The organism is Microbulbifer maximicatervae (SeqCode) (genome assembly GCF_052467505.1).
The window spans coordinates 4077706-4102191 of sequence record NZ_CP174313.1 but is presented as its reverse complement, the minus strand read 5'-3'; the positions used below and the strand labels follow the sequence as shown (position 1 = coordinate 4102191).

General features: G+C 52.9%; 25 protein-coding genes. 11 read left to right on the top strand and 14 right to left on the bottom strand.

Annotated features, from left to right (window positions below):
• Positions 1-53 precede the first annotated feature (53 nt).
• The 4 genes from gmk to ACJJIN_RS18035 all read left to right on the top strand — a co-directional run bounded on the left by gmk (position 54) and on the right by ACJJIN_RS18035 (position 3744).
• Complete coding sequence (gene gmk / locus ACJJIN_RS18050) at positions 54-674, top strand: guanylate kinase (protein WP_444895655.1); 621 nt, start codon at positions 54-56, stop codon at positions 672-674.
• Between the two features lie 98 nt (positions 675-772).
• Positions 773-1036, top strand: a complete 264-nt coding sequence (gene rpoZ, locus ACJJIN_RS18045; RefSeq protein ID WP_413663830.1) for a DNA-directed RNA polymerase subunit omega — start codon at positions 773-775, stop codon at positions 1034-1036.
• A gap of 51 nt (positions 1037-1087) precedes the next feature.
• Positions 1088-3205 carry a bifunctional GTP diphosphokinase/guanosine-3',5'-bis pyrophosphate 3'-pyrophosphohydrolase gene (gene spoT, locus ACJJIN_RS18040; RefSeq protein ID WP_282930627.1) on the top strand — a complete coding sequence of 706 codons (2118 nt, stop codon included), beginning with the start codon at positions 1088-1090 and terminating at the stop codon, positions 3203-3205.
• A gap of 155 nt (positions 3206-3360) precedes the next feature.
• Positions 3361-3744 (top strand): Rid family detoxifying hydrolase, encoded by a 384-nt coding sequence (locus ACJJIN_RS18035; RefSeq protein ID WP_282930626.1) that lies wholly within the window; start codon positions 3361-3363, stop codon positions 3742-3744.
• A 47-nt stretch (positions 3745-3791) separates the two neighbouring features.
• Here the strand turns inward: ACJJIN_RS18035 and ACJJIN_RS18030 are convergent, their stop codons facing one another.
• Both ACJJIN_RS18030 and ACJJIN_RS18025 read right to left on the bottom strand, forming a co-directional pair.
• Entirely contained in the window at positions 3792-4676 is an 885-nt protein-coding gene (locus ACJJIN_RS18030) for a sugar nucleotide-binding protein (protein ID WP_282930625.1), read from the bottom strand.
• 141 nt (positions 4677-4817) lie between these two features.
• A complete protein-coding gene (locus tag ACJJIN_RS18025; protein WP_108735039.1) occupies positions 4818-5078 on the bottom strand; it encodes a GlsB/YeaQ/YmgE family stress response membrane protein in 261 nt (86 codons plus the stop codon).
• Positions 5079-5267: 189 nt separating this feature from the next.
• Here ACJJIN_RS18025 and ACJJIN_RS18020 point away from each other — a divergent pair, with 189 nt between their 5' ends.
• Positions 5268-6191 (top strand): hydrogen peroxide-inducible genes activator, encoded by a 924-nt coding sequence (locus ACJJIN_RS18020; RefSeq protein WP_282930624.1) that lies wholly within the window; start codon positions 5268-5270, stop codon positions 6189-6191.
• Complete coding sequence (gene recG, locus ACJJIN_RS18015; protein ID WP_444895654.1) at positions 6170-8275, top strand: ATP-dependent DNA helicase RecG; 2106 nt, start codon at positions 6170-6172, stop codon at positions 8273-8275. The genes ACJJIN_RS18020 and recG overlap by 22 nt, the downstream gene beginning before the upstream one ends.
• Before the next feature lie 10 nt (positions 8276-8285).
• On the opposite strand, the gene ACJJIN_RS18010 is transcribed toward recG, so the two are convergent.
• The gene (locus ACJJIN_RS18010; protein WP_413665904.1) at positions 8286-9602 is read right to left on the bottom strand and encodes a dicarboxylate/amino acid:cation symporter; all 1317 of its coding nucleotides are present in this window, start codon (positions 9600-9602) and stop codon (positions 8286-8288) included.
• Between the two features lie 37 nt (positions 9603-9639).
• On the opposite strand from ACJJIN_RS18010, the gene ACJJIN_RS18005 reads away from it, so the two are divergent.
• From ACJJIN_RS18005 to phoR, 4 genes are all read left to right on the top strand, one after another.
• Positions 9640-10353, top strand: a complete 714-nt coding sequence (locus ACJJIN_RS18005; protein ID WP_444895653.1) for a chorismate--pyruvate lyase family protein — start codon at positions 9640-9642, stop codon at positions 10351-10353.
• Positions 10350-11231, top strand: a complete 882-nt coding sequence (ubiA, locus tag ACJJIN_RS18000; RefSeq protein ID WP_444895652.1) for a 4-hydroxybenzoate octaprenyltransferase — start codon at positions 10350-10352, stop codon at positions 11229-11231. Before ACJJIN_RS18005 ends, ubiA begins: the two co-directional genes overlap by 4 nt.
• Before the next feature lie 110 nt (positions 11232-11341).
• Positions 11342-12046 carry a phosphate regulon transcriptional regulator PhoB gene (gene phoB / locus ACJJIN_RS17995; RefSeq protein WP_108735044.1) on the top strand — a complete coding sequence of 235 codons (705 nt, stop codon included), beginning with the start codon at positions 11342-11344 and terminating at the stop codon, positions 12044-12046.
• 84 nt (positions 12047-12130) lie between these two features.
• Positions 12131-13510, top strand: coding sequence for a phosphate regulon sensor histidine kinase PhoR (phoR, locus tag ACJJIN_RS17990; protein WP_444895651.1), 1380 nt, complete (start codon positions 12131-12133; stop codon positions 13508-13510).
• Between the two features lie 12 nt (positions 13511-13522).
• Here phoR and ACJJIN_RS17985 read toward each other — a convergent pair whose 3' ends face one another.
• The 4 genes from ACJJIN_RS17985 to ACJJIN_RS17970 all read right to left on the bottom strand — a co-directional run bounded on the left by ACJJIN_RS17985 (position 13523) and on the right by ACJJIN_RS17970 (position 15828).
• Complete coding sequence (locus tag ACJJIN_RS17985) at positions 13523-13882, bottom strand: hypothetical protein (RefSeq protein WP_444895650.1); 360 nt, start codon at positions 13880-13882, stop codon at positions 13523-13525.
• Positions 13883-13884: 2 nt separating this feature from the next.
• Entirely contained in the window at positions 13885-14496 is a 612-nt protein-coding gene (locus ACJJIN_RS17980; protein ID WP_444895649.1) for a DUF938 domain-containing protein, read from the bottom strand.
• The gene (gene yaaA / locus ACJJIN_RS17975) at positions 14493-15269 is read right to left on the bottom strand and encodes a peroxide stress protein YaaA (protein ID WP_444895648.1); all 777 of its coding nucleotides are present in this window, start codon (positions 15267-15269) and stop codon (positions 14493-14495) included. Before yaaA ends, ACJJIN_RS17980 begins: the two co-directional genes overlap by 4 nt.
• A gap of 79 nt (positions 15270-15348) precedes the next feature.
• A complete protein-coding gene (locus ACJJIN_RS17970) occupies positions 15349-15828 on the bottom strand; it encodes a DUF4265 domain-containing protein (protein ID WP_108735048.1) in 480 nt (159 codons plus the stop codon).
• Between the two features lie 72 nt (positions 15829-15900).
• Between ACJJIN_RS17970 and ACJJIN_RS17965 the strand changes: the two genes are divergently transcribed.
• Complete coding sequence (locus ACJJIN_RS17965) at positions 15901-17187, top strand: M48 family metalloprotease (protein ID WP_444895647.1); 1287 nt, start codon at positions 15901-15903, stop codon at positions 17185-17187.
• Positions 17188-17276: 89 nt separating this feature from the next.
• Here the strand turns inward: ACJJIN_RS17965 and ACJJIN_RS17960 are convergent, their stop codons facing one another.
• From ACJJIN_RS17960 to ACJJIN_RS17930, 7 genes are all read right to left on the bottom strand, one after another.
• Positions 17277-18128 (bottom strand): putative porin, encoded by an 852-nt coding sequence (locus ACJJIN_RS17960; RefSeq protein WP_444895646.1) that lies wholly within the window; start codon positions 18126-18128, stop codon positions 17277-17279.
• 290 nt (positions 18129-18418) lie between these two features.
• Positions 18419-18733, bottom strand: a complete 315-nt coding sequence (locus ACJJIN_RS17955; protein WP_444895645.1) for an antibiotic biosynthesis monooxygenase family protein — start codon at positions 18731-18733, stop codon at positions 18419-18421.
• A gap of 84 nt (positions 18734-18817) precedes the next feature.
• On the bottom strand, positions 18818-19519 hold the full coding sequence (gene phoU, locus ACJJIN_RS17950; RefSeq protein WP_282930610.1) for a phosphate signaling complex protein PhoU: 702 nt from the start codon (positions 19517-19519) through the stop codon (positions 18818-18820).
• A 23-nt stretch (positions 19520-19542) separates the two neighbouring features.
• Positions 19543-20352, bottom strand: a complete 810-nt coding sequence (gene pstB / locus ACJJIN_RS17945; protein WP_282934617.1) for a phosphate ABC transporter ATP-binding protein PstB — start codon at positions 20350-20352, stop codon at positions 19543-19545.
• A 102-nt stretch (positions 20353-20454) separates the two neighbouring features.
• The gene (pstA, locus tag ACJJIN_RS17940) at positions 20455-21741 is read right to left on the bottom strand and encodes a phosphate ABC transporter permease PstA (RefSeq protein ID WP_282930609.1); all 1287 of its coding nucleotides are present in this window, start codon (positions 21739-21741) and stop codon (positions 20455-20457) included.
• Positions 21734-23113, bottom strand: coding sequence for a phosphate ABC transporter permease subunit PstC (gene pstC / locus ACJJIN_RS17935; RefSeq protein ID WP_444895644.1), 1380 nt, complete (start codon positions 23111-23113; stop codon positions 21734-21736). Before pstC ends, pstA begins: the two co-directional genes overlap by 8 nt.
• Positions 23114-23275: 162 nt before the next feature.
• On the bottom strand, positions 23276-24328 hold the full coding sequence (locus ACJJIN_RS17930) for a PstS family phosphate ABC transporter substrate-binding protein (RefSeq protein ID WP_282930607.1): 1053 nt from the start codon (positions 24326-24328) through the stop codon (positions 23276-23278).
• Between the last annotated feature and the right edge of the window lie 158 nt (positions 24329-24486).

The window sequence follows — 24486 nt, the reverse complement described above, 5'->3', positions numbered from 1 at the left end:
CCAGACGCAAGCTTCGGTTATAATGGGCTCTTTGCTCGCGAACAGGATCAGTTGTGCAAACAGGAACCCTCTACACCGTCTCCGCTCCCTCCGGTGCAGGAAAAACCAGCTTGGTCAAAGCGCTGGTAGACAGCGACAGCCAGGTTACCGTATCGGTTTCCCATACCACTCGTGCCATGCGCCCAGGCGAAACTCACGGCGTTGACTATCACTTTGTCGAGCGAGAAGAATTTTTGGCAATGTTGGAGCGTGATGCTTTTTTTGAGCACGCCCAAGTTTACGGCGATAATTATTACGGCACCGCCAAAGCTGAGATCGAAGAGACTCTTGCCAGTGGTCGCGATGTAATCCTGGAAATCGATTGGCAGGGGGCCGAACAGGTTCATCGCCTGCGCCCTGATGCAGTGGGTATTTTTATTTTGCCTCCGTCCCAAGAAGCCCTGCGCGAACGCCTCACCGGACGCGGTCAGGACGATCAAACAGTCATTGATCGCCGTATGGACCAGGCCATCGACGAAATGACCCATTATGTCGCCGCAGATTACCTGGTAATCAACGATAACTTCGACCAAGCGTTAACAGAGCTGCGTGCGATTATCATTGCCCAGCGACAGCGCTTAGAGCTGCAGCAACTGCGCCACGGCGACCTACTTCAGGCACTGTTGCGCCACTGAACCAATTGATCGAATTGCATACATTTCCCGGTCCGGTAAAATAGCCGGTCCCCTGTACAGAATTTGCCTTCGGGCACAGCAAATGGAAACGAAAGTTTATGGCACGTATTACCGTTGAAGATTGCCTTGAGCATGTGGACAACCGCTTCGAGCTCGTTATCGTCGGCAGCAAACGCGCCCGTCAGATCGCTACAGGCGGCAGGGATCCATTGGTTCCCGAAGAAAACGATAAGCCCACGGTAATTGCCCTGCGCGAAATCGAAGAGGGCCTGGTGGATGCCGCCATCCTCGACGAGCCGGAACGCGAAGAGGCACCTGCTCCTATCGTTGCTCCCAACTACCTAACAGATCAGCAAGTCTGATCAGGTCTCTTACTGGGTACTTTTTGAGTTTTACGAGAGGCACGCGCGGCATTGCACACCATAGATAGTTTGGCCCACCGCCTCTCCTCATACCTTCCCCCCGACCAGATCCAAATCGTCCGCCGCGCCTATTTTTACGCGGAGCAGGCTCACGATGGTCAGCAGCGCCGTTCCGGCGAGCCCTATGTCACCCACCCGCTGGCAGTTGCCACTATTCTCGCGGGCATGCATATGGATCACGAGAGCTTGGCGGCAGCCATGTTGCACGATGTGATCGAGGATACGGGTATCCCCAAGGCAGCTTTGGCCGAGCAGTTTGGTGGAGAGGTTGCCGACCTGGTCGATGGGGTCTCCAAACTAACCCAGTTCGAGACCGACAGCCCTGCAGAAAAGCAGGCGGAAAACTTCCAGAAGATGGCGCTAGCCATGGCCCGCGATATCCGCGTGATTCTGGTCAAACTGGCCGACCGCCTGCACAATATGCGCACTCTTGGTGCACTGAAACCGCAGAAGCGTGCCCGTATTGCCCGCGAGACGCTGGAGATCTACGCACCCATCGCCCACCGACTGGGTATGAACGACGTTCGTATCGAGTTCGAGGATCGCGCTTTTTTTGCCATCTACCCACTACGTGCCAGCCGCTTGCGCGCCGCCCTGGTCGCCGCCCGCGGCAATCGCAAAGAGCTGCTGGAACAGATTCAGAATGCTATAGAACTGCGCTTGCAGCGGGAGGGCATCAGCTCTCTGGTGATTGGTCGGGAAAAGCACCTATTTAGCATCTACCAAAAGATGCGCGCCAAGAAGAAGTCCTTCAAGGAGATAATGGATGTCTACGCTTTCCGCATCATTGTGGACAGTGTGGATACCTGTTACCGGGTTCTCGGTGTTATGCACAGCCTGTACAAACCGGTAATCTCCGAGTTTAAAGATTACGTCGCTATCCCCAAATCCAATGGCTACCAGTCACTGCACACAGTGCTGCTGGGTATGCACGGGGTGCCCATTGAAGTTCAGGTCCGCACCAAGGAAATGGATGAAATGGCCAACAGTGGCATTGCCGCCCACTGGCTGTACAAAGCCTCCGGCGATGAGGTGATCAATACCGGTGGCACCAGCCAGGTGCGCGCACGGCGCTGGGTCCAGGGACTGCTGGAGATGCAGCAGCGCGCCGGCGACTCGTTAGAGTTTATTGAAAACGTAAAAATTGACCTGTTCCCGGATGAAGTTTACGTCTTTACCCCTAAAGGGCAGATCGTTGACCTCCCCGCAGGAGCCACTGCCGTGGACTTCGCCTATTCCGTACACACGGATATCGGCAACTCCTGTGTTGCCGTGCGTATCAATCAGCGCCTGGCCCCTTTGTCCCAACCTCTGGAAAGCGGGCAAAAAGTCGAGATTCTCACGCGCAAAACTGCACAGCCAAACCCTAACTGGCTCAATTTTGTAGTAACCGCCAAAGCGCGCAGTGCTATCCGTCACTTCCTCAAGCACCAGCGTCACCACGATTCCATTACCCTGGGCCGGCGCCTGCTGGAAAAAGCACTCAGTAAGTTCGACACGAGCCTAGACGCGCTATCGCCAGAGCAATTAGAAGCGGGCCTCAAAGAGGCGAAATGCGCAACTTTGGACAAGCTGCTGGAAGAGATAGGTATGGGCAGTAAAGTGGCCTTCTCTGCCGCTAAATTACTCGCGCCCGTCACCAGTGAAGAGACTGAAGCCAGCAATATCTCTTCTCCCTTAACGATCGATGCCCAAGAGGGCATGATGATCAGCTTCGCTCGCTGTTGCCGTCCTATTCCCGGGGATGCCATTATCGGCCATATCAGCTCGGGCAAAGGCGTAGTAGTACACCGCGACACCTGCCGCAATACCGGTGATTTTCGCGAGCACCCAGAAAACATCATGCTGGTGAACTGGTCACCGGATGTGACAGGAGAGTTCCTCGGTGATGTGCGGGTAGAAGTCGAGTCAGAGAGAGGGATTATTGCCCGACTGGCTACTCGTATTACGGAAGAGGGCGCCAGCATCGAGCAGATCAATGTGGATGAGAAGGATGCTCACAACAGCGTGATCTCCCTGACCCTGGAAGTCAGTGGCCGTGTACATTTGGCTCGGGTTATGAAGCGCCTGCGCAACCTCCCTTCTGTCATACGCATCGCCCGCCCTTGAGGAACACAAGGGAATCCCATTGGGAACTGCCATTAGGCTTCAAAGCGCGATATATTTAACCGACTTCTGAAAGCCCCGCAAATAAGTAAGGGATTAATCGGAAGTTCCGTATAGGTCTTCCTTTTCAACAATATTGATAAGTAATGGAGTACCCCATGCCCAATCGAGCCGTTATTAAAACCGACCGGGCACCCGCCGCAGCTGGTACCTATTCCCAGGCAGTAAAAGTGGATAATACTGTTTACCTGTCGGGACAAATCGCTCTGGACCCAGAGACACAACAGATGATTAGCGGAGGTTTTAGCGATGAAGTCCACCAGGTCTTTCGCAACCTCAGCGCAGTCTGTGAGGCCTCTGACGGATCGCTTCAGCATATTGTGAAACTCAATCTCTACATTACCGACAGCAGCAACTTTGCCGCTGTAAATGAGATAATGGCAGAGTTTTTCGAAGAGCCTTATCCCGCCAGGGCAACCGTCGTCGTCAAGGAGTTGCCGCGGGGAGCCCTTTTTGAAGCCGAAGCGATTATGGTGACCTGAGGCAAGAAGTTCTCGCCGATGCTGTGGCAATAATTGAGGAGGGCAGCTCAGCCCTCCGACTCCAACAGAGCGCTATAGCCCACCTTGTAATCTGGATATTTCAATTCGTAACCACTGGACAGCATCAACTGATTGCTGAGCTTTTTCGAGCGGCGCTCGCTCGTTTGCACAATCTCGCGCAGGTGGGCACTGGTATATCCCATCGCTTTTACCAACCACTGTTGCAGCTCGTACATCGGCACAGGCTGGCTATCGGCGCCTATATAAAGGGGCTCCGGGACCCACCCCTGTTTGTGCCTTTCAATAAGGTGCAATAAAAAACCAATACAATCATCGACATGGATGCGATTGCTATATTGCGGTGGCTGGGGAGGAGCGCAGCGACCAGCGCGAACCTGCGACAACAAGCGATCTCGACCAGGCCCATAAATTCCCGCAAAGCGCACAATGCAACTGTTGGGAATTGCGTTGCGAATGATCTCTTCAGCTGCCAGCAAACTATCTCCCTGAAAACCACTGGGCAGGGGTAAGGTTTGCTCATCGATAAAGTCGTCACCGCTTTGGCCATAAACACGAGTAGATGAAACCCAAATAACCAAGCGCGGTGGGGATGGAAGGTGCGGAACAACTTCAGCGACTGCCTTTGCCGTTTCCACATAGGCGCGGTGATAGCCGGTTGGTGTGTGCTCAGTGGGGGTAAATGTCGCGAGAATGACATCCGCCCCCGTAGACAACAAGCGTTCAATATCTTCTTTCTTAGTGGCATCCCCCCGGCGCCAATTCACCACATCTGCCCGGCGCTTACTCGCCAGAGCTACCAGGGGATTGCGCCGCATTCCATAAACCGCGTATTGCTTTCGGTCTATATGCAGTGCCAGTCTCGCCCCGAGGTCACCACACCCAAGGATCCAAAGCTTTTCTTGTTGTGTCATATAGTTCCCGGTGAACAATCTTTGCTGCTCACCTTATTCCCTTGATTCAGTGCTATTCAGTCCTAAGGTGCTGGGGTCATTTGGGCAAATTCAAATTCGGAATGCTTATAGTTCGCCGCCGAGGCTCTCCCCAAAGGCGGACTAGTTGCCACGCCTTTTGAACATGCGATAGATCGCAAGAAAAATTATCGCACCAATCGTAGCCGTTATTATGTCGCCAATTCCGAAACCAGTCACTGGACCACCGAACCCAATCAGGGCACCCAGCCAGCCTCCAATAAAGGCACCGACAATGCCGATGACCATAGTGACTATCCAACCACCAGGATCTCTCCCGGGCATAATCCACTTTGCCAAAGCGCCGGCAATCAACCCGAGAATGACCCAGGACAGAACTCCCATGACGTATCTCCGTTCGGTGTGCCCCTTACAGATATAGCAAAATTTTGCGCCTCAATCCCACCTGAATTCCCAAAACTAGTAAATTTTCCCAATATTCGCTCTCAGCTTACAGATTGAGACAGGGTATTGGCCAGCGGCGATTATTTATGAATAATTACTATTACTAATGGCCATCTAATTGCCTCGACCATGACTCTCAATGAACTGCGCTATATCGTAACTCTCGCCCAGGAACAGCATTTTGGCCGTGCCGCCGAGCGCTGTTACGTCAGCCAACCGACACTCTCTATCGCAGTAAAGAAACTGGAGAAAGAGCTCGGTGTCGCTCTGTTTGAGCGCTCAAAAACTCGAGTGCAGGCAACACCATTGGGCGAGAGAATTGTCGCCCAGGCCCAGCTGGTTCTGGAACAATCAGCAGCTATCAAAGACATTGCCAGCGCCGGCAAGGACCAGCTGGCGAGCCCCCTGTCAGTTGGCGCCATCTTTACTATTGGGCCCTACCTGTTCCCACACTTTATTCCCCAACTACAGCATTTAGCACCAGAAATGCCACTCTATGTTGAGGAGGGATATACCGCCACGCTGAGACAGAGGCTACGCAAGGGCGAACTGGATGCCATCATTATTGCGCTTCCCTTTACCGAGCCCGACGTTGTCACCCAACCCCTGTACGACGAGCCATTTGTTGTATTGATGCCCGCGGGGCACCCACTTACAAAGCAGGAGGTTATCTCCCCGGATCAACTCACTGAAGACAATGTGCTTCTGCTGGGTGAAGGCCACTGCTTCCGTGATCAGGTACTGGAAGCTTGTCCGCACCTGCAACTAACCATGGAAAAAGAAGCGGGCGGCGGCAGCATACGCACAGCGGCCGATGGCAGCTCACTGGAAACACTCCGCCATATGGTGGCCTCAGGGCTTGGAATTACCGTATTGCCACTCTCAGCCGCCACCGCATCACAGTATGCCAGTGGCCTGTTGGAGACCCGCCCCTTTACCGCACCGGGCCCACGCCGCACCGTAGCACTGGCCTGGCGGGCAAGCTTCCCCCGACACCGCGCAATCGACATACTGCGAGAGGCCATCAGCCAGTGTCACCTGACCGTGGGATAGATAACAACCTGGCCGAGCTGCCCGTTACCACCCTCAAAGGCGTGGGGGATAAATTTGCCCAGGTGTTGGGCAAACTCCATATCAACTCCCTACAGGATTTGGTTTTCCACTTGCCCCTACGCTACCAGGACCGCACCCGGGTGGTGCCTATTGCCGGCCTCACCGCTGGTATGGATGTGGTAATCGAAGGGGAGGTCAGTGCCGCCGATGTCGTATTCGGCCGCCGTCGCAGCCTGGTGGTCAGATTACAGGATGGCAGCGGCACCTTAACCCTGCGCTTTTTTCATTTTTCCGCCGCACAGAAAAGCCGCTTTGCCCGAGGAACCCGAATACGCTGCTTTGGGGAGGCCCGTCGCGGTGCCAACGGCCTGGAGCTCTACCACCCGGAAACGGAAATCGTCGGTATCGAAAACGCGGAGACCGCAGATACCCTTACGCCGGTTTACCCGCTAACAGAAGGTGTGAGCCAGGCCCGTATGCGAGGATTGGTGGAACAGGCACTGGTTCTACTGAAAAACGGCGCTGTTACCGAGTTCTTGCCGGCAGAGCTGTTACCCAAATCTCTGCGCTACCCCCTCAGAGACGCCTTGCTTTATTTGCACGCCCCTCCGGCTGGCACCCAGCTAGATCAACTGGCAGCAGGTACTCACCCCGCCCAGCAGCGTCTGGCCCTGGAAGAGTTACTGGCACACCATCTGAGTCTGCTGGAGTTGAGACGCAATAGCGCTAGGGTAGCGGCACCACCTCTGTCCGTTAACCGATCCCTGGAGCGAGACTTTTTATCGCGTCTGCCATTTTCCCTCACCGGCGCACAGCAGAGAGTTTGCGAGGAAATCGCTGAGGATCTGGCTCAGCAAACCCCGATGATGCGCTTATTGCAAGGAGATGTGGGCGCGGGAAAGACCCTGGTCGCCGCTATGGCTGCCCTCAAAGGCATTGGGACCGGTGCTCAAGTAGCAGTCATGGCACCGACAGAAATCCTGGCAGAGCAGCACCGGATCAATTTTTGTAATTGGCTGGAACCTTTGGGTATTGAAGTTGCTCAGCTAACGGGCAGCTTAAAGGCTGCCGAGCGGCGTAAGCAGCTGAGCAAGATCGCCAGTGGCGATGCCCAGTTAGTGGTGGGCACCCACGCACTTTTTCAGGAGGAGGTGGCTTTCCACAACCTGGTGTTAGTGATTATCGATGAGCAACACCGCTTTGGCGTACAGCAACGTCTGGAGCTGCGTGAGAAAGGGGCGGCAAGTGGAGCTACCGGCAGGCTGCAACCCCACCAGCTGATTATGACCGCTACACCGATTCCCAGGACCCTGGCGATGTCCGCCTTCGCTGACCTGGATTGCTCAATCATCGATGAGCTGCCGCCGGGGCGACAACCCATCAACACCGTTGCCATTGCCAATGATCGGCGGGACCAGGTTATGGAACGGGTGCAAAGCGCTATCGCCGAGGGCCGCCAGGCCTACTGGGTTTGCACCCTTATCGAGGAGTCGGAAAGCCTGCAGGCCCAGGCGGCAGAATCGACCGCCGAAGAGCTCGCCGAAATGCTCGAAGGCGTTCGCGTAGCCTTGGTACACGGCCGCCTGAAGCCAGAGCAAAAAGAGCAGGTGATGAGCGCCTTCAAGGCCGGGGAAGTGGATTTGCTGGTGGCCACCACGGTCATTGAAGTGGGCGTCGACGTTCCCAATGCCAGCCTGATGATTATCGAAAACCCCGAACGCCTGGGCCTGGCCCAATTGCACCAGTTGCGCGGCAGGGTCGGGCGCGGCTCCATCGCCAGCCACTGCGTGCTGCTGTACGGCACACCGCTATCGCAGAATGGCCGCGCCCGCTTGCAAGCGCTGCGTCAACACAGTGATGGTTTTGCTATTGCAGAGGAAGACCTGCGTCTGCGAGGTCCCGGGGAAATCCTCGGCACCCGCCAGACAGGGGAGATCCAGCACCGTATCGCAGACTTGCAGAGAGATGCTGAGCTGCTGCCGCAAGTGCAAAAAATTGCTATTTCCCCTCAATTGACAGAGGGCATGCGACAACAGTTGATTAAACGCTGGTTACAGAACAAGCCCCGATTTGCCGAGGCTTGAGGAAAGCGCCCTAGTGGGCTCCTACTGTGTTGTTGTCGTTAATGCTGACACTTTTGTAATTGGCATCGTAGTAAGTCTCTTCGTCCAGCGCACCTTCACTCTTCGCCACCACACTACTTACTACCGCATCACCGGTAATATTGACCGCCGTGCGCACCATATCCAGCAGGCGGTCTACGCCGATCACAATGGCAATCCCCTCGAGTGGCAGACCCACCTGCTGCAATACCATACCCAACATAATCAGGCCGACGCCGGGCACCCCAGCAGTACCAATAGACGCCAGAGTTGCTGTCAGGATCACCGTCAGAAAGCCGGTCAGGCCGATCTCAATTCCAAAGAACTGGGCAATAAAGACCGTAGCCACACCCTGCATAATCGCGGTGCCATCCATATTGATAGTCGCACCTAGGGGAACTGTGAATGCAGCAATTTTATTATCCACACCCAGGCGCTTCTCTACCGTCGACAAAGTCACCGGGATAGTGGCAGCAGAGGAAGCGGTACTGAAGGCAAATAACATGGTCGACCACATTTTCTTCAGTAGCTCTAGGGGATTGAGCCCACTCAGCAGCTTCAGAATCACCGAGTAAGTACCCAATGCATGCAGAAGCAGGGCACAGACCACGACCAGGAAATACTTTCCGAGTTGTATCAAGCCTCCTAACCCAAGACCGGCAAAGGTTTTCGCCAGCAACGCAAAAACGCCATAGGGGGCAAAAACCATCAGTACACCGACCATGCGCAAAACAACGGTATTGAGGTCATTAAAGAAAGCGGCAATACGTTGACCCGGCTCCCCGCAACGAGAGATCGCATAGCCCATCAACAGGGCAAAAACGATAATCTGCAGCATATTTCCCTCAGCCATAGCGGCAACAGGGTTGGTCGGGAATATATTGACCAGTACCTCTGAAAGAGGTGGGGACTCCTTCGGCACAAATGTTGAAGCGGCTTCAGCTGCAGCTTCATTAACACCAACTCCAGGCTGGAAGATTAATGCCAGACACAGTGCCAGAGTAATGGCAATGGCCGTTGTCGCCATATAAAGCAGGACGGTTTTACCCGCCAGCGGCCCAATTCGGCTGCCTTCCGATAGGGCACAGGCGCCACTGATCAGCGAGACCAGAACCAAAGGTACCACCATCAACTTTAGTGACGCGATAAAGATACGGCCGATAACATCGAACAGGCCTTCGGTCAGGTAAAGATTAATAGCACTGTTCACGCCAGCACCGAGCAGCTGGGTCTCATTCAAGGAGTTGATTAACCCCCCAACGGTAATGCCCGCAAACATCCCCACTAAGATTTTGGTAGTAAGCCCCATAACAAGCTTCTCTTTATGAATCGTTGTTTTCATTGCAGTGAGCACTATATCCATTGCCGTGCTGGGGAGCAAAAATGCAACAGGGAGAGACCTGCTGCACCGGCCGGGATACAATGGGGCCTTTATCCAGACTGCGGAGTTATCGTTGCACCAATCACCATTTGTGCCCTCTGGCGATTGGCAGAGTTTGCCTCTTGAAACCCAGCAGCAACCACCCAGAAATCTGGTGCCCTGGCTGACCTATTCCGGATCACTCACCGCCGCTCTCAAGCAGCAAAGTGACGGGGACTTTTATGTTCGCGTGCTGTATCAGGGTTGGCAGACACCCCGCCCTGAAGAATGCCTTGTACTGGGATTGCACAATGGTAACCGGGCCCTGATTCGGGAAGTTTTGCTCTACGGTTGCGGACAGCCCTGGGTGTATGCCCGCAGCGTTTTACCCGAGCGCAGCCTGCAAGGAAAATCTCGCAATCTGCGCAGCCTGGATACCCGCCCGCTGGGGGAGTTGCTGTTTAGTGAGCCGGGCATTCGCAGGGGGGAGATCACCCTAAATTTGCTGCAGAAATCCCCTGGCTGCGCCGATCGTGAACTTGGGGAAAAGGATTCTGAAGTCTGGGGTCGCCGCTCGGTATTCTGGCTGCGGGACAAGCCTTTACTGGTGTCAGAGGCTTTTCTTCCCAACTTCACACCGACAGGTGACCCCATAGCGCAAGAATCAGCCAAAACTATCGCAACTGAGGATTCACTGTGATCAGCCAACAGATCGCACAACGCTGGCCCACCGCGCTGCCCTACTGGCAATTGGCGAGGATGGACAAGCCCATAGGTTCACTGCTGTTACTCTGGCCCACTTGGTGCGCACTATGGCTAGCCGCTGAGGGGTGGCCGGGCTTTCACTTGTTTATCGTATTTACACTCGGTGTGATCCTGATGCGAGCGGCTGGCTGTGCAGTCAATGACTTTGCCGATCGCAAAATTGACGCCCATGTAAAACGCACCGCAGAGCGTCCCCTGGCCACCGGCGCACTGACTCCAAAGTCTGCATTGGCGCTTTTCGCCGGGCTCAGCGCTGCCGCCTTCCTACTGGTACTCACCACCAACAGACTCACGATTCTCCTCTCGTTTTTAGCTCTGGCTCTGGCATTCGGCTATCCCTTTGCGAAGCGCCACACACACCTACCCCAGATGGTCCTGGGCGCCGCCTTTAGTATGGGAATCCCCATGTCTTTCGCAGCGGTTACCGGAGAAGTACCAGCAGAGGCCTGGTTGCTCTATACCGCCAACCTGGTTTGGACCCTGTGCTATGACACTTTCTATGCGATGGTGGACCGCGATGACGATCTTCAGATCGGCGTTAAGTCCACCGCCATTTTGTTTGGGGAGATGGACAAGGTCATCACCGGAACCTTACAACTTTTAGTTCTAATAGCCCTGCTGCTTATTGGATCAAGGTTCTCACTCGGTATTTTTTACTACTTGGCGCTATTGCCGGTTTGCAGTTTATTCGTTTATCAGCAGTGGCTGATTCGGGACCGAGGGCGAGAGGGCTGTTTTCAGGCTTTTATCAACAATAATTGGGTAGGGTTTGCCATTTTCGCTGGCATATCGCTGCATTTTCTGCTGAATTGAAAGATGAGTGGGCCCCAGAAGTGGAGCGTCATATATTTGTCATATAAATCCCGTTTAATCCTCGGCCATAACTGGGGAAACCCTGACAACAGAGCGGGTATGGCAGGCAAATGCACAGTAAAACGATCCTGATTGTCGATGACGAATCCGCAGTGCGCGATATGCTGCGGGTCGCACTGGAAATGGCAGATTACCGCTGCCTTGAGGCGGAAAACGCCCAGGAAGCTCACGCCCTGATTATCGACGAGAAGCCAGACTTAGTGCTGCTCGACTGGATGCTGCCGGATGTTTCCGGGGTAGAGCTGGCAAGGCGCCTCAAGCGCGATGAACTCACCACCTCGTTGCCAATCATCATGCTCACGGCAAAAGGTGAAGAAGACAATAAAATCAAAGGGTTAGAGACCGGGGCCGACGATTACATCACCAAGCCTTTCTCCCCCCGGGAGCTGGTTGCACGCTTAAAGGCCGTACTGCGCCGCGCGGGCCCGGCAACCCCGGAAGAACCGCTCAGTGCCGGCGCACTGATATTGGACCCACTGAGTCACCGGGTCACTATCAAAGGGCAGCCGGTAGATATGGGGCCAACAGAATTTCGCCTGCTTACCTTCTTCCTCTCCCACCAGGAGCGCGCCTATACACGCACCCAACTCCTCGATCATGTATGGGGTGGGAATGTCTATGTAGAGGAGCGCACCGTGGATGTCCATATTCGCCGTCTGCGCAAAGCCCTGGCCATTGATGGCCACGACCGCTATATCCAGACAGTTCGCGGCACCGGGTATCGGTTTTCTGTGCAAACCGCAGAAAAAGTGTGACAATCCTCTCTGGATCGGTACCGATCCCTGCAGAATCAAACCTCCGCACTTAACGGGTGCGGGCCTGGTTCCATGAGGTATTGAATGTGGGCGGAAGAGGCTGTGCCACTGCCGCCATCTATCAGGCAACACGGCAACTCTATGTTGGATCGCAGTATTGGCGAGTTCTCGCGTTTCGTAATTATCGCCCTGGGGTGCACCATTCTCGGTGTCACCTCCGGCAGCTGGTCTCTCGCCCTGATTGCGGGATTGGCCAGCTACCTAATCTCAGTGCTGTGGCAACAGCAACGTTTCAACCGCTGGCTGGCAAACGGCAGACGCGGCCCAGCCCCAACCGCCTTTGGAATTTGGGGCGAAATCTACGACGACTTTTACCGTATGCAGCGGCGCCACCGCCGCGAGAAGCAGAAGCTGCATGTGATGTTGCGCCGGGTACAGGACAGTACCAGCGCACTGCGCGAGGGCATTGTAGCCCTGGAAGACGGCGATAACCTGGCCTGGTGGAACCCTGCTGCCGGTGAACTGCTCGGGTTACAGGCCAGTGACTCCGGCCAGTCATTAGTCAACTTTGTCCGCGACCCTGGCTTTGTCAGCTATATGCACAGTGACAACAACGGGGAACCCCTCACTCTGCCCGCACCTGGCAATGAAGCCCGCATGTTACAGCTGGAAGTCACCCGCTACGGTAAAGATGAGGCATTGGTCATTGTTCGCGACATCACCCGTTTACACAATCTCGAGCAGATGCGTCGGGATTTTGTCGCCAATGTTTCCCATGAGCTGCGCACCCCCCTCACGGTAATTGCCGGCTACCTGGAAACACTGCAAAGCAGTGATATGGCACCACCTCCCTGGAGGAAACCCCTGGCTCAAATGGAGGAGCAGACTGGCCGCATGAGTACGCTGGTCAATGACCTGCTGCTATTGGCTCGCTTGGAGACCTCTGAGCGCAAAAGCGGGGATATGGCTGTGGCAGTGCCAGAACTGATTGAGAGGGTGGCCCAGGAAGCGCGCAGCTTCAGTGGCGATCGACATCATCATATCGAAGTTGATTGCGAGGGGGATTGCTACCTCAATGGAGACCCCGGCGAATTACACAGTGCTTTTGCCAACTTAGTTTTAAATGCCGTGAAATACACTCCTGAAGAAGGCGAGATTCAATTGCGCTGGTGGCAGGATGACAAAGGCGGGCACTTTTCCGTAGAGGACAACGGTATCGGTATCGATTCGATCCATATTCCCCGCCTGACTGAGCGCTTCTATCGAGTTGATCCAGGCCGCTCACGGGACAGTGGCGGCACAGGTCTCGGGTTGGCGATCGTTAAGCATGTGTTGCTGCGACACAATGGAGAAATGAGTGTAGAAAGTACGCCCGGGCAGGGCAGTCTCTTCACGCTTCACTTTCCGCCAGCAAAGCTGGCTCAAAAGCCAGCATCCAGGTTGAGTTCTGAAGCCGCTAATTAAAGCGGCTTTCGATTACTCCAGTTCCTGCAGCTCTACTTCTTTACCGTCTTTAATATAGCTGGCCGTGCCTTCTTTACCCAGAGCGTTTGCTTCCCGGCGCAAAACCAAATGGTGCAACTGCAAATCCCCATCGCGCAGCAGTAGGTGCTCATTGCCCTCATCGTCGGTAGGCAGGGCCTTAACACCGATGAGGGCATCTCGCAGAGCGCGCAGCTTGGGCACATCGCGATAGCGATTCAAGTCATTCGACAAACGGGCTTTCATGCGCTCGCTCTCATGCAGTGCCGCCGCTGTCTCTCGGTATTTAGCAAAAAAGAATACCGCTCCTATGGCAAAAGCCACAATTACCACTATTTCCAACCACTCAGGCATAGTTACTCCTTATTATCACTTTTCCGCCAGACCATTAATTGGTTATTGGCTGGCAGGTAATTTAGTTCTACGCGACAGAACCCCGCACTTTCCGCCACCTGATCGAGCCATTCGAGATCGCGAATCCCCCGCTTGGGATCACGCTCCTTCAACTGAATGTCAAAATCAGCATTAGTAGGGCCAATAAACTCTCCTGCAATTTTCACCGGACCATAAACGATCAACAAACCTTCCAGCTCCAGAACATCGGCACTGTGCAGAAAGAACTTTTGCACCAGTTCAGCCGACATAATATGCAAGGTGTTTGCAGTGAAAATAGCATCAACCGAAATCTCGGGCCAAGAATCACCAACATCGAGCGCTAGCGGTTGCGGCAGGTTGCTACTGGGTACCTCCGCCAGCCAGGACTTTACTGCCTCCAGCTGTTGCGATCGCTCTGAAGTTTGCCATTCAAGATGCGGTAAATGCGGAGCAAAATATACTGCGTGCTGACCTGTACCACTGCCAACCTCAAGCACTTTACGACTTGAAGCCAACAGGCGAGTCAGTTGTTGGAGAATCGGCTCGCGATTGCGCCCGCAGGAGGGCGCATCCGGCAACTCTGTACTACTCACTGCGGCTCATCCCGGGTAAATACCCAATCCCACTCAGTGGACATCTTCTGGTTATAGCCGTAACCAGCCACATCAAACCCTTTCAGCTCTTCCGCCTTCTTCACCCTCTGATCAATCGCCCAGCGACTCATCATGCCTCTGGCTTTCTTAGCGAAGAAACTAATCATCTTATACTGACCATTTTTCAGGTCCTTAAAATGCGGGGTGATCACCTGAGCATCAAGCTGCTTGGTTTTGACTGATTTGAAATATTCATTGGATGCCAGGTTTACCAACTCGCGACTCTTCACGCCCTGCAACTGCGCATTCAATGCTTCGGTAATCTTATCTCCCCAAAATTCATAGAGATTCTTACCCTTGGCATTTTCAAATTTAGTGCCCATCTCGAGGCGATAGGGTTGCATCAAGTCCAATGGGCGCAGCAAACCATACAGGCCAGAGAGCATACGTAAGTGCTTTTGCGCATAGGCAAAGTCCCGCTTACCCATAGTCTCCGCCTCCAATCCGGTATAAACATCACCTTTAAAGGCGAGCAGGGCGGGGCGGGCGTTGTTATCGGTAAACGGGCGCTTCCAAGTGTGGAAGCGATCGTAATTCAAGACTCCCAACTTATCTGAAATCTTCATCAAGCTGGAAACCTGCTGCGGGCTCAGTTCGCGCAGCTCTTTGATCAGGGCTGCTGACTCTTTCAAAAAGTCCGGCTGGGTGGTTTCCAGTGAGGGAATATCACTTTCATAGTCCAGGGTTTTCGCCGGTGAAATAACTATTAACATCGGGTGCCTTCTCGCTTCGCTATCGCCTCAACCACACACTACCAAGCTATTGTGGCTGACCCAAATATATCGCGGATGTTTACTCTGGCTTTAGGACGTCCTGCCACCAGTTGAGCGGTGTCTGCCCATCTTTGGGGTCATAAACATTGCCGTAATACCAAACGCTATTAGCCCCATCGCAGGCACTGTTGAGGATTTCCTCAATCTTATCGAATCCACAGCTGACATGAATGCTGTAGACCAATACGCGCGGTGCCTCGAGATCCAACTCACCCCCGAGCTTTTCCAGCTGTGGGGTCAACTTATCAGACAGCTCCGTGCTATCGCCACGACAAAAAATACGCACCGCCAAATTGCCCGAGCGCTTTACCAACTCAAATTGCTGGGTGTCTTTATCGACCTTAATGTAATCCCCACTGGCGATTCCCTTAATAAAGACAGGGGATCGCACCAGTTGGCAGCTATCATCCTCGCTCACACGAACCTGTAGCCGTTCCACAACAGGCTCACCTTCGGGGTTGTTGCCCGCAAATAACTCAATGACTTGAAGTGCCGTCATAAACCTCAGTTCCTGTACTGTGTACAATGAGTAACCATTCTAATGACTCAACATTATACAGGGAGGGAGGCAATGATCTCGCGTACCCAAGCGCTTACGGCATGTGTCGCGTTTTGGACGACCACGATTCTCGGAGGATGCGTTGTCAATCCAGTCACCGGTGAGAAACAGGTTTCGCTGATATCTCCGCAGCAGGAAATTCAACTGGGGCAACAGCACTACACTGCCAACCAACAACAGCAGGGCGGCCAATACACCATTGATCCGGCCCTGCAAAACTACGTCAGCCAGGTTGGCCAAAAGCTGGCACGGGTCTCTGACCGCCCCCAGCTACCTTACGAGTTTGTGGTTCTGAACAACTCGGTTCCCAACGCCTGGGCCCTGCCCGGCGGCAAAATCGCCATCAATCGAGGCCTACTGGTGTTACTCGATGACGAAGCTGAGCTCGCCGCCGTACTGAGCCATGAGATAGTTCACGCCGCTGCGCGCCACTCCGCAACTGCGATGTCCCAACAACAATTATTGGGCGCAGGCCTGGCAATCGTGGGAGCTGCCACCCAGGACTCTGGCTACTCTGACTTGATTGCCACCGGGACTCAACTGGGGGGCTCCGCCTATATTGCCCGCTACAGTCGCGGCAATGAGTTAGATTCAGATCAATACGGTATGAAATATATGGCCGCTGCGGGATATGATCCCCAGGGGGCCGTACGCCTGCAAAGAAAATTTGTTGAACTGTCGGAGGGGCGTCAAACTGGTGGACTGGAAGCGCTCTTTGCCAGCCATCCCCCTTCCCAATCTCGTGTCAGCGCTAATATCAAGCACAGTCAATCTCTACCCAAAGGGGGAATCACCAACCGGGCCGCCTACCAAAAAGCCATAGCGCAATTAAAGCGCGATGCCGATGCTTACAAGAATTACGACGATGCGGTTGCCGCGGCCAATAATAAAAAGTTTGACTCTGCACTAAAGCTGGTGAGAAAAGCTCAAAAACAGCAACCCAAAGAAGCTGCCTTTTTTGCGCTAGAAGGAGATTTACTCAGCCAAAAGAAACAATATAAAAATGCCCGAAAGGCATACGATAGTGCCATTCAAAAGAATCCAGCGCTATTTTCGTATTGGCTAAAGCGGGGAATCACTAATATCCAATTAAAAAATTATAGCTCTGCAGAGGGCGACCTAACCAGATCACTACGCTATCTGGATACCGCTTACGCACACTACTACCTTGGCCAGACCTATGAGAGGCAGGGAAATAAGCAAAGTGCTTACAAGCACTATCAGGAGGCTGCCGGGGCTGGAGGGGAAATTGGCACCATGGCTCAAAATAGAATTAAGGCGATAGCCGGCAAAGGTTAAATTTTAAGCAAAAAATTTTATTTGCCTATTTTTTCAGAAACCTATGGACACAAAAAGGGCTATCGACGATAGCCCTTTTCTATGCCAAATTACAGCTGAACTGTCAAACCCAGCTCAAACTTGTCTACATCAATATCTGCATTACCACCTACACCGTAGGTATTTAAACCAAAGCTACGGATATTCAGACCATCTGCAAACATAGTGCTGTAACCAGCTTCAACAGCAACATTGCGGCTAAAGAAGTGCGAGAATCCAACTTTTACATCTTCATTCTCGTCAATCTTCGCACCAAAAGAAGTATTCTGGGAGAAGAAGTAGTCTGCACCCAGCTGCCAGTAGTCGCCACCATCGTCATAATCGGCATAAGCAAATTCTGCGGTCACATATTGATCGCCACCCAAGTTAGCAAAGTACTTGGTTGAAAAAACACCTGCATCATCGCCAGCGATAAAATCAAAACCGATGTAATCGGAACCACTCAATTGGTGGTTATAGCGAAGCTCAACAAAAGTCTCGTCAGTGCCATCAAAATCTGTATGGGACAGCTCTACCAAGAAATTTGGAGTAAACAAGTATCCGATAGAAGCTGTATTAACACCTTCATCATCAGTTTCAGTTAGGCTCGCACCTAAAACCAGACCAAAGCTAGTGAAGTATTCACCTGCGATGGCAATGTTATCTAAATCTTCGCTAGATACATCGTAGTGAGTGTAAGCAGCAGATATATTGCTAGCCTTATTGATATATTCAAACTCTTTTAGAGGACCTAGTGCCTCTTTACCGGAGAAGTAATAGGTGGTTTCAGCAGAAAACTGATTGCCATCAGCTCCATCGAAATCCAGGTTTGAATAATCCAAAGTAGTGATGGAATTATACTCCTCGGCACCAGCAGTTGCGGCAAGAAGCATTAAGGGAAGAGCAGCAAGCTTGAATCTCATTGAATAAATCCTTCGTTAACGTAGCGATCCAAATTGGGCTGCGGATTGTAACAAAAGTTTTTAAGTGCGCAACAACAGCAAATTACACGGTAAGCAATTAAGGTCAAATTTGCGGCAAAGTGAATATTATTTTTCGACGAATAACTTTTTTAAAACAAAAAATAAAAACTGTAATCACCTGTAATACATGAAACGCAAACATATCTATTAAAAGCATTAAAATAAAAAATTTTATTTTAATTATAATAAGCAAACTTATTCAGGCTTCATTCAGGTTCAACTGATTAACATCAATCCTCTATATTTTTTACGACCCATTGCGGGTCATAAAATTCCCCTACTAGATTAATTTTTACAAAAGGGGCCACGCTGGCAATGATTTCATCAATTTTTTTACTGTGTTCAGTTTGCATAGCATCCCGATCTTTTTTACATCGCCAGCTAGCAATGGCTATCAACACATTGGGGTCATCAATTTTTCGATGAAGTTCTGTGCCCATCGCTCCCGGGGAGCGCTGTATGATCTCGGAAGCACGCACCCAGGCATCGGCATAATCCTCAGCTTTAAACCCATCTTGTAGATGAACTTCGAAGATAAATTTCATTCCCTGTACTACCTGACGACTAAGAATTAGATTCCAACAAAAAAAAGGCCGCGCTAGGCGACCTTTTTAAATTAGCAAAGCCCTTTAGGACTTGCGCAGATTTTCCTGGTGCCCATGCCGGATATCAGCACCTTCCACCAAGTAAACAACCTGCTCACAAATATTCTTCGCATGGTCACCGATCCGCTCCAGTGAGCGCAGGGTCCACAACACATTAATGACCCGGGAAATACTACGCGGGTCTTCCATCATGTAAGTCACCAGCTCACGTACGGCCGTACGGTAGTCCATATCAACCTGCTGGTCCTCAGCAAGAGTTTGCAGAGCCGACTGCACATCGAAACGAGTATAGGCATCCAGGGCGTCATTGAGCATTTTCCGCACGGCATTGGCAATATGACGGATTTCGGTATACCCGCGCGGCGACGTACCTTCATCCGTCAGTGCTATGGCCATCTTGGCAATCTTGCTCGCCTCATCCCCAATGCGCTCCAGGTCTCGGGCAATTCGAATGACAGATAGCACCATGCGGAGGTCGGATGCGGCCGGTTGGCGCTTGGCAATAATTAGCGTGGCGTGCTCATCCAGGGCCATCTCACTTTTATCGATGACTTCTTCAATACGCAGCACTTCCTCGGCCAGCTCACTGTCCGCATTGGCCAGGGCATCAACCGCATCGGCAACCTGGCGGGCGACCATACCGCCCATTTCCAGCATCTCTGTCTTTAAGCTTTCCAGGTCTTCATTAAATTGGCGTGAGATATGTTGATCGAAATGCATTTCCATAGTTTTCCCTCCGAGCAGGAACCTTAGCCGAAGCGGCCGGTGATATAGGCTTCAGTGAGTTCGTGCTCGGGGTTGGTGAACACCGTTTCAGTATCATTAACTTCCACCAAATGCCCCAAATGGAAGTAAGCCGTACGCTGACTCACCCGCGCAGCCTGCTGCATCGAGTGAGTAACGATTGCGATAGTGTAGTTCTGGCGCAGCTCATCGATCAGCTCTTCGATTCGCGCCGTTGCAATCGGGTCCAGGGCAGAGCAGGGCTCATCCATTAGGATTACTTCCGGGCTCACCGCAATAGCGCGGGCGATACACAGGCGCTGCTGCTGACCACCGGACAGACCCGTACCCGGCTTATCCAAACGATCTTTAACCTCATTCCACAGACCGGCGCGGCGCAGGCTGTTTTCTACGATCTCATCCAGATCGGCACGGCGGCTGGCAATGCCGTGGATTTTTGGGCCGTAGGCCACATTCTCGTAAATGGACTTGGGAAAAGGGTTTGGTTTCTGGAATACCATACCGACGCGGGCGCGCAGGGGTACCACGTCCACTTTGGGGCCGTAGATGGGGTCACCATCCAGACTTAACTCGCCCTCGACGCGACAACCTTCAATAGTGTCATTCATGCGGTTGAGGCAACGCAAAAACGTCGACTTACCACAGCCGGAGGGACCGATCATGGCAACCACTTCATTTTTTCCGATATCGAGACCGACCGAGTGGATCGCCTGGGTTTCACCATAGAAAACATTCACATTGCGCATACGCAACTTGGCGGTGTCACAGAAGGGTTGGCCAACTGTTTCTCTAACATCAGCCCGATCATTCATCATTTGCCTACCCGCAACATCGGATTGCGCCGCATCAGTTTGGCTGGCGGCATCCAGGGTCATGGTACTCATATAATATCCCGCTTTCTGATAATCCGCGCTCTGTTACCAGCGGCGCTCAAGTTTCTTGCGCAGCAATACCGCGCTGGTATTCATCACAATCAGCACACTCAGCAACACCATAATGGCTGCGGAGGTGCGCTCGACAAAGGCGCGCTCCGGGCTGTCTGCCCACAGGAAAATCTGCACAGGCAGCACGGTGGCCGGGTCGGTTACCCCAGCAGGTACGTCGACAATAAAAGCGACCATACCAATCATCAATAGGGGCGCCGTCTCACCGAGGGCCTGGGCCATACCGATAATCGCGCCAGTCAACATTCCCGGCATGGCCAGGGGCAGCACATGGTGGAAAACCACCTGCATACGCGAAGCCCCCATACCCATTGCCGCCTCGCGAATTGAGGGTGGCACCGCCTTCAAAGCCGCGCGGCTGGAAATAATAATCGTGGGCAAGGTCATCAGTGTCAGTACCAAGCCCCCTACCAGAGGTGCCGAACGCGGCAACTCAAAGAAATTAATAAATATCGCCAGGCCCAGAAGGCCGAAAACAATAGAAGGCACTGCCGCGAGGTTATTGATATTCACCTCAATCAAATCGGTCCAACGGTTTTTGGGTGCATACTCTTCCAGGTAAATCGCCGCCGCCACACCGATAGGAAATGACAGTGCCAGAGTTACCAACAGGGTAAACAGGGACCCCATCAAGGCTGCGCGGATGCCCGCCTGCTCTGGTTCACGGGAGTCGCCATTAGTAAAGAAGATGGTATTGAACCGCTTCTTCAGTTCACCGCTGTCCAACAGCTGCTCAATCCAACCAGCCTTCTGGTCCGAGGTACGACCACGGAAACCCTCTTTGGAATCCTTCAGGCTTTTGACGAAAGTATCCACATCGTCATCGACTGACAGCCAGACTTTCTCGGATTTACCCAACAGTTCCGGATTCGCAGCTAAGCGATCGCGCAGGGTAAAAGGTGCTCCGGAGGAAACCAGGCTGTAGAGTTCACGCTTGTCACTGCGACCAGTCACAGTGGGAAAGCGCTCGCGCAGGGACTGGCGAATAACACCGGTGAAGTTTGCCCAGGTCAGACTTTCATCATCGACCTTATCGATGCCCAAAACCTGTTCGTCGTAGTGCACTTCCAGCTGGATAGCTGTCTGCACAAAGGCACCACTGCCTTTGCTGATAATGTCAGTGAACAGAATCAGTACAGCGAGTACACCAAAGGCGATACTGCCAATACCCAGCCCACGAAACAGCTTTTCTTTGCGGTGACGGCTGGCGAGGCTTTTCTCTATGCGCTCGCGAACTTGCGCCTGAGTAAGATCAGTCATACTGCTCCCGGTATTTTTTCACTACGTGCAAGGCAATAAAGTTCAGCACCAAAGTGGAGATAAACAACATCAGGCCCAAAGCAAAAGCGGCGAGGGTCTTTGGACTGTCAAATTCCTGGTCGCCAACCAACAGAGTCACAATCTGCACCGTCACAGTCGTGACCGATTCAAGCGGGTTGGCGGTGAGGTTTGCCGCGAGTCCGGCGGCCATCACCACAATCATGGTTTCACCAATTGCGCGGGAAACCGCCAACAATACACCGCCGACGATGCCGGGTAGTGCCGCAGGAATCACAACTTTGCGCACCGTCTCAGACTGGGTGGACCCCAAGCCCAGGGCACCATCGCGCAGAGACTGGGGCACCGCATTGATCACGTCATCGGACAGAGAGGAAACAAAGGGAATGATCATGATTCCCATCACCAGGCCAGCAGCCAGTGCGCTTTCACTGGAGGCCTGTAGGCCCATAGAGGTGGCCAACTCGCGAATAAATGGAGCAACGGTTAAGGCAGCAAAAAATCCGTATACCACGGTGGGTACACCGGCGAGAATTTCGAGTACCGGCTTGGCCAGGGAACGCACGCGCTTACTGGCGTACTCGGCCAGATAAATAGCCGCCATCAATCCCACAGGTACCGCCACAAACATGGCGATCGCGGACACCATCAGGGTTCCGGTAAACAGCGGGACAGCACCAAAAGCACCGCTCGATCCCACCTGGTCTGCGCGCAGGGCCATCTGTGGGCTCCAGTGCAATCCAAACAGGAATTCACTCACCGGCACGGACTGGAAGAAGCGCAGGGATTCAAACAGTACCGATAGCAAAATTCCGACAGTGGTTAGAATCGCAGCGCTGGCACAGGCAATCAGCACCGTGCGCAGCACTTTTTCAACTTTTTCGCGAGCGCGCAGCTTCGGAGAAAAGCGCAGCAGTGCAAAAGCGGCAAGGCCGCTGGCCAACACCAAACTCAGGAAGGCCTGTAAATTATTGGAGCTGGAACGCAACTGACTGAGGTAGTCCGCAGCACTCTGCAATTGCTGGGACTTTTCCCCTATCAGGTGGCCCGCCGCGAGATTCTGGATCTGCGCGTAGAGAAGGTTCTGCCCGGAGATGCTCTCCGGCTTATCGGCAATACTATTCATGACCATCGCACGGATGATCGAATCGTCAAACACCAACCAGCCACAGAGTAATATCAGTGCTGGCAAACCACACCAAAGGGCGGTGAGTAATCCGTAGTAACTGGGCAGGGCGGCCAGATTGCGAACGCCGCCAAGACTGCGAGCAGCGTTCACTGCACGGCGAAAGCCAGTGCCGTAGGCCACTAATATCAGGAGCAGCAAAAGTGCGAACAGTGTGGGGGTTTGCATTGAATTACCGTACTAAAAATATCGTCGCTGGCATTATCCAGACTTTATCCCCGCGTTCCATCACAGGGGGGGCGACAATTTGTGAGTCTTCTTATAAAGAACGGCCAAGCCCTTTCGAGCTTGGCCGTCAATTCCCTTTGACAGTACAACTCCAGAATTTTTTTACTTGGCTGCGAGATTACTCAGTGCGTTCAGCTTGCGCACATCAGTAGCAATCTTTTGACGCTTCTCGGTGGGCAGAGGAATCATACCTTTGTCAGCCAGGTAGCCATCTTCACCCCAAGCGCGCTCATTGGTGAATTCAGCCAGGAACTGCTTAACACCGGGAACCACGTCAGCGTGCTGCTTCTTGACGTAGATAAACAGCGGACGGGAAACCGGGTAGCTCTGGTCAGCGATGGAGTCGAAAGTAGGAGCCTGATCTTCGATTAGAGAGCCCTGTACCTTGTCAGCATTCTGGTCGAGGAAACTAAAGCCGAAGATACCCAGAGCGTTCGGGTTGGCAACCAGCTTGTTCACGATCAGGTTGTCGTTCTCACCGGCCTCAACATAAGCGCCGTCTTCGCGAACGTTGTGACAGATCGCTTTGTAAGCGCTCTTGTCTGTTTTCTTCATGGCTTTGATCCAGCCAAACTTCTTACAGCCACCTTCCATTGCCAGCTCGGCAAAAGCATCGCGGGTACCGGAAGTGGGGGGCGGACCCAAAACTTCGATTTTGGTGTTGGGCAGAGCTGGGTTTACGTCCTTCCAGGTCTTGTAGGGGTTGGCTACCAGAGTTTCAGAACCGTCTGGGTTAGGTACTTCCTTAGCCAGAGCCAGAAAGATGTCTTTACGAGTCAGCTTAAAGGGAGCCGCTTTCTTAGCATTCGCAAGAACAATGCCGTCGTAACCGATCTGTACTTCAACAACATCAACACCGTTGCTGTTACACATTTCCAATTCGGATTGCTTAATGCGACGGGAGGCACCGGTGATATCCGCAGTGCTTTCTCCAACACCCTGGCAGAACAACTTCATGCCACCACCAGTACCAGTGGACTCAACGACTGGAGTTTTAAACTGGGTTGCGCGGCTAAAACGCTCCGCCACAGTCGTAGTAAACGGGTAAACAGTAGAGGAACCTACAACACTAATGTAATCGCGCGCTGCCATAGCAACCTGTGAAGTTGCCAGGGTCAGGGCTGCCAGAGAAGTCGCCAGAATTTGCTTGTTCATTGTGTAACTCCGATGAGTGTTTTTATTTCACGCGGCGATGCTAGGAACAACGGGTGACGATTCTATGAATAAAAGATTACAAAAAGGTTACAGCTGTATTTTTACCCTGCTGGCATGAGAGCGGGCAAAGGGTTAACCTTCGAGCAACATAAATAACA